Source organism: Wolbachia endosymbiont of Drosophila bicornuta (genome assembly GCF_028982105.1).
Taxonomy (GTDB): domain Bacteria; phylum Pseudomonadota; class Alphaproteobacteria; order Rickettsiales; family Anaplasmataceae; genus Wolbachia; species Wolbachia pipientis.
In genome coordinates, this window is the sequence record NZ_JAPQLF010000060.1 from 1 (window position 1) to 5,109 (window position 5,109).

Here is a 5,109-nt window from a genome sequence, read left to right on the forward strand (position 1 = left end):
TATGTGCTTATGCCTATGGTAGAGCAGTAGCATATTATGATCTGTTCGGATTATTGTAAAAAGAGCTATAGCACCAGGTCAACAACGAATTGACAATTTTATAGAGATGATAGCAGGAAACGAAAGGCAAGATGTAAGAGATAGAATGTACGAAGAAATTTTGCCATACATAACTCGAATCTATCGTCGTTACGCAGACAGACTAGAAAGTGATATTAGAAATCGCAATCAAGAATTTGAGGGTCACGGATTTTTATTAGGGTTTTTAGCAAATTTTAGTCATCTCCACACGATAGATATTGACCCTGACTTGTCTACTGAAAATTCATGTGTTGTTTTCCTTGTACATCGTCAAGAAGAGAGAGAAAACATTCCTATCGTTATTAATGTTATTGGATGGAGGACGCCTTCTGGTGCTGCATTAAATCGCGCTAGAGGTAATGCTAAGAGATTACGTACTTCTTCATTTATACCTGTTCATACTGAATCAGGATATGCTGTTTGTGTTGGATTAAATTTTAATTTAAATCTAGATCCTTTTAGTGTTGATACAGTAGAACTTCAACAGGATAGATTTCCTTTAGTAGAAAAATTATTTGAGCGTGTACGAAATAGACAAGACAGACAAATTCAAGAGGAAACTAGAAATTTTTTACTACATCATCTTCCACGCGAAATACCAATAGATGAAGGTAATCGCGATAGGAGATTTGATTATATGACTGGTTTTGCTTTTGGGAGTAGTGCTTTTGATATACACCCTGTACGACTAGAAGAAGATGATGAAGCATATGTAACAAAATACATATTTAGATACAATAATCAGAATTTAAGAAGAAGCGTTTTAACTATGGTCTTGCATGCTCAAGATTCTGATGTAGTTATACTTCATATTAGAGCCAGCAATGATATACAACTAGAGGCAATCCGTTTACCACAAGATAATATTGCTGCTGTGGGTGTAGTGACATACACACTTAATGATCGATCTGGAATAAATTCTAATGCAGTTAGATTTAATACACCGGAAGATTACCTGCTGGGGAATAGAGGTGATTTGCTTGGTGATCAGCTTGTAGAAATTCCCAATGCTGAAAATGTACATGGTATTTTAGAGGGAGTTATGAATGATGACTGGCAAGATGGTGCTCAGCACGGAGAACTATTGACGGCTATTTCCAGAGTATTAATGCCAGAAGATATGAATGGTAATGCAATAATAGATGTAGATAGCGAGGACAAGTTTCGGTCTATATTGCATGGTGTATTTTATGTTTATGACAGTCCTGATAAAGTACTTTCTAGGTACAAGATAAGTCAAACATATGGTCCTGAAAGGATAAGAGAAGGAGTGGTGGAAGAAGTACGCACGAGAGTTACGGAACAGAGATTAGATCTTCTGTCATTAAGACGACCTACAGGGAATGATTCAGATACTCACCCAATTGGGTATGTGTTAGGATTTGCTGGTAGTGAACAAGAAGTACAACAAGAGCAAGAAGAAGCTGAACAGCGAATAAATGAACTTATGGAAAAGGAAAGAGGGTATTTGCCTGTTACTTCTGGAAATGAGGTGGTTTTCTGTCCTGTTGTACTTAATGTAGCTGCACAGAGAGCGGAAGAACTTATAACTATTCCAGAAAATCTTTATATACATGAAATTAATCGTCATTATGGACCAAGAAGAGCTGCTCGTAATCAAGAACAAGTATTACAACTAATAAATGCGTATATTCAAAATAATCCAAATGGTAATTTTGATCAGCTAGAAAATGTACATGATATACTTACATTAGATTTTGCAACAGATAATCTTAATTATCATTATTGGCTTCAACACCGTGATGTATTTGATGCTGCAAGAAGGTATGGCTTTAATGTTGAAAATGATCAATTGTTTGCAATAACTTCAGAAGCACAGATAACAGAGCCAGAGCGACGTGATGATGATGGGCAAGTAGTACGTCAAGAGTATCAATGGGTACGTGAAAATCTGCAAAGGCTTCGTGGTGGAGAAAATGGTGAAAGAAGGATATTAACTTTAATTGTTAATTTAGGTAACGTTCATTGGGTTACATTAACTATTGTTTACCAAAATGAGAATTATTATTGTTATTATGCTAACTCAACTGGTGGCGGTATTCCAAATGATGTTAGACTAGCTTTAGAAGATAGTGGTATTAATAATGCTAATATCCATAACATTCTTGCTGATCAGCAAGGTAATTTGTCAGTACAACAAAGAGACAATCACAATTGTGGCTTGTGGGCTTTGGAGAATGCCAGAGATATCAATCAAGTTTTACAAGGAAATAATAACCTTGGAGAAAGGGGTCTAGGTATGTTGGATGAGATGCGTCGCCGTCTTACGTTAAATGTTCCAGGCTTGAATAATCAGGATAATCAAAATCATCCTAGAAATGAACAGTACTTTCAAGATCTGAGAAGAGAAATCTCAAGAGAATTTCGAAACACTGGTACTAATGCTGGACAAAGTCGTGACAATGATCCATTGATTAGAGGCACTATACGACTTCAAAATCAAAATGGAATACGTGAACTACTATTAGAGTACTTAGAATTAACATTATCTCATGTACAGTCATTACATTTTGATAAAGAGCAACAAGTAGCGCTTTTGCAGTTTGTATCTAGCAGCTTTCCAAATGCATCTATTGAATTAGCGAAACAAGGCCTTTATTTGCCTTCTTTTGAAAAGCGAGGAGTTAATGTTAATGGTAAATGCGTAGCAACTACGCGTGGTTTATCTCAAGCTTTATCTTTACACGAAAACAAATCACTTTTAAATAATCTAAAAACTTCATCTGAAATTTATGAGCGTATAGCTCAAGGTAAGCAGATATCGAAAAGGGAAGAAAAAGAGGCTTTTACTTTTAGTAAGTTGCTTAGTATAGCTCTTTTTACAATAATCCGAACAGATCATAATATGCTACTGCTCTACCATAGCCATAAGCACATATCTTATCCTATTCGGACTATTGCGAGAAGTGCTATACCTATAGGGTTATTGGGTCAAAAAATTAGTACTAGACCTCCCTTAGCTGAAGATCTAAAAGAGTTGAAAAAAAGATGCCATAATACCGCTCTTCCCATAGAAGAGAAAGAAAGCATACGGTGGATAGAATCACTTAAAGACTCTACTCACTATCCTGGATTAAAGAATGTTAAGGTAGTGACCGTTTGTGATAGAGAAGCAGATATTTATGATTTATTTGAAGTTGCTTCCACTAATCAATCTCTTTTTGTAGTAAGAGGAAATCAAAACAGAACAGTAAACAAGAAATCGACTTATTCTGAAAAGGGTGATGAAAGATTGTGGGATTTGATGAATCGCCTGTCTTGTCAAGGAGAAATTCAAGTGAATATTCCTGCTCGCAATGATAAACCTCAAAGAACAGCAGTTTTAGAAGTAAAGTTTAGTAACTTTGTGATGAATGCATCAAAAAATAACGCTAGACGTAAAATCCAAAAACTTCCTAATTTAAATTTACATGCTGTCTACGTTATAGAAAAATACCCACCATTTGGTGAAGAGCCTATGAACTGGGTTTTGTTGACAAATATAAATATTAATAATTTTGAAGAAGCAGTAGAAAAAATACAATGGTATTGCTTAAGATGGAGAATAGAGGTTTTTCATAAAATTTTGAAATCTGGTCTTAAAGTTGAAGAATGCAGGCTCCAAACAGCAGATAGATTGATCCGCTTTCTTACAATTATGAGTATAATTGCATGGAGGATATTTTTTATCACATTGGTAGCTAGAACAAATCCAAATCTTCCTTGCACTACCATACTAACTGATGATGAATGGAAGGTTTTGTATACCAAAATGCTTAAGACAAAAAACTATCCTGAGACCCACCACCTATAGGAGAAATCGTGAGGTGGGTAGCAAAATTAGGAGGGTTTTTAGTTCGCAAAAATGACTTAGAACCAGGCCCTATAGCTTTATGGAAGGGATGGAAACGTCTCTTTGATTTAGCAGAAGGATGGAGACTTGCTCACGAACTTTATATTTGTGGGTAATAGTAAGCTTCAAAACCGGACTTGATAGTTTCCCATCATCCGGCTTCTCTCTAATTTGGTGCTTGTCATGCACACTTCCATGTAATTGATCATGGCAATGCTTGTGCAATAGGAGCAGATTTTTGCTATTATTACCTCTATTTCGATCCTGATGATGTATATGTACAAAATCATCAAACCTAAACCAGAGGTTACAATAGCCACATCTGCCTTGTTGCCTCTTCATCATTCTTATTACTTGAGATGATTTTCCAGGTACTTTACTTATACGACTTCCCCAATATACCCAATCCCCATCATATGGAGATTTGCTTCCTTTCACTTTGGTATGCCGTTTGATGGCATTATCACTGTATCTCGTAAGAATGACGTTATTATTTGTCATAAATCGCCAATTATCGTTATCGTACTTTTTGAAGTATAGCTCTTTTTACAATAATCCGAACAGACCGTAATATGCTACTGGCCTGCTATAGCCATAAACACATATCTTATCGCATTCGGACTATTATAAGAAAGGCTATAACTATTGCATTCCAGAACAATTTGATGCATCATTCTTTTTGTAAAAAACATTCCACACTTTCTCTCCACTTTTTCTGGGTAAGGTCATTTTTGCCTTGACCAAGAAAAAATTCAGCTATTGCCTTACTTTCTCTTGCAACAACTTCTTCCTTAACAATTTTTCCTTTCTCATCAACGATACTTATAAAAGTTTCTTTTAGTGAGATCGCTATAATATTCCATGAGACTGCTCCTACTAATAAAAGTTTAAATTATTTTTAAGAACTTATTCTACTGAATTCGTTACTTCGTGCTAAAATAATGGACTCCATCATTCAACAGCAATTACAGTATGTTTACCCTTTTTCTTGTTATTTTTCTAATCTATAGCTAGCGTTCAAAACCATATTCGAAAATACGTTTTCGGATTTTTTTTAATGCTGTTTATTTCATCCTCAACATCGTCTCTACCTTTATGAACTAAGTAGCAGCATTAAAAATTATAACGTACCCCTATCTCTAGAGTTGCATCTGGTATTTGTTTTGCTTTTATAC

Annotated in this window: 2 protein-coding genes and 1 pseudogene; 2 read left to right on the plus strand and 1 reads right to left on the minus strand. The window is 35.3% G+C overall.

What is annotated here, in order from left to right; genetic code table 11:
• Positions 1–3,013: 3,013 nt before the first annotated feature.
• Positions 3,014–4,050 (plus strand): annotated as a pseudogene (locus OZD68_RS01330) (IS4 family transposase); the annotation flags it as partial.
• On the opposite strand, the gene OZD68_RS01335 reads toward OZD68_RS01330, so the two are convergent.
• Positions 3,965–4,435 (minus strand): HNH endonuclease, encoded by a 471-nt coding sequence (locus tag OZD68_RS01335; protein ID WP_182309729.1) that lies wholly within the window; start codon positions 4,433–4,435, stop codon positions 3,965–3,967. The pseudogene OZD68_RS01330 and the gene OZD68_RS01335 overlap by 86 nt on opposite strands.
• Positions 4,436–4,506: 71 nt before the next feature.
• Between OZD68_RS01335 and OZD68_RS01340 the strand changes: the two genes are divergently transcribed.
• The gene (locus OZD68_RS01340) at positions 4,507–4,674 is read left to right on the plus strand and encodes a hypothetical protein (protein ID WP_182309731.1); all 168 of its coding nucleotides are present in this window, start codon (positions 4,507–4,509) and stop codon (positions 4,672–4,674) included.
• Positions 4,675–5,109: the final 435 nt, after the last annotated feature.

Excerpts from the sequence above, each read along its gene's own strand:
- OZD68_RS01335 (WP_182309729.1), bottom strand. The coding sequence starts at position 4,435 with ATGACAAATAATAACGTCATTCTTACGAGATACAGTGATAATGCCATC.
- OZD68_RS01340 (WP_182309731.1), top strand. The coding sequence starts at position 4,507 with ATGCTACTGGCCTGCTATAGCCATAAACACATATCTTATCGCATTCGG.